1 protein-coding gene and 1 pseudogene are annotated in these 941 nt (G+C 38.6%); both read left to right on the top strand.

The features are described from left to right. Positions 1-133 (top strand): annotated as a pseudogene (locus IEW48_RS16755) (IS256 family transposase); the annotation flags it as partial. 201 nt (positions 134-334) lie between these two features. Further along, the gene (locus IEW48_RS16760) at positions 335-742 is read left to right on the top strand and encodes an ATP-binding protein (RefSeq protein WP_188624721.1); all 408 of its coding nucleotides are present in this window, start codon (positions 335-337) and stop codon (positions 740-742) included. The last annotated feature ends 199 nt before the right edge of the window (positions 743-941 follow it).

The raw sequence follows: 941 nt of genomic DNA on the forward strand, positions 1-941 counted from the left end.
TTTAGAAGCCGCTGAAAAAATCGTGTATTTGACCATTCAAGATTTTAATGAGAAATGGGCAGGGCGAAAGTTGCGAGGATTTGCCGAAGCGCATGAAGCCCTCGAGCGAATGTTTGAAGAACGTTATTGTTAACCAAATACTGTAAATAAACAAAATAGGGGGATTCTCCCTTTCCACACAGGAGACTGAATATTCAGTCTCCTGTGTGGAGAAAATCAGTCCGCTATCAATTCAAATCCATTTCAGAGAAACCCTACCCCATTTACATTACACAAAATTCTTGACGGTACTGGCTTCTTGAAATACATTTAATTCTTTTTGAAAATCTTTCATTTGACCATACTTCCGAAAACTTTGTTTTACTATCAGTATGGTCAACTATTATTTTTCTCAAACCCATATGATTTAGCGAGGAAGCTTAAAAATGGCATTGAAGCGATAGAGCAGGGTGGAACCCTAAAGGTAGAATTAAAAACAAAGGCTGATCAAGCGGTCATTAAGATCACTGATACAGGAAAAGGGATGTCAAAGGAGCAAGTTAAAAGGTTAGGGACACCCTACTATTCTATCAAGAATAAGGGGACTGGTTTAGGCACCATGGTTGTCTATAGTATTATGAAGGTGATGCGAGGAGAAGTGAAAGTGGATAGTGAATTGGGAAAAGGGACTACGTTTACGCTTATGATTCCTTTGGCTCAAAAATCGAGGCATTCATATGAAATAGAGAAGCTGTCCCATTAGAGTCTGACTCCTGATTGACATTAATCAGAGGTCTACTGCTTAGCTTTTGGAACAGCCTCTCTTCAATTATTTAGATTCATGGTCATTTTTTGTGAGATGTAGTGTAAGATGACATGAAAAAACTCGCTATTTCCTGGCAATCCTTGTCATAGGCAAAAACAAAACGATTGGAGGAAATAGCGAGTGAAAACAGATATCC

The organism is Caldalkalibacillus thermarum (assembly GCF_014644735.1).
Taxonomy (GTDB): Bacteria; Bacillota; Bacilli; order Caldalkalibacillales; family Caldalkalibacillaceae; genus Caldalkalibacillus; species Caldalkalibacillus thermarum.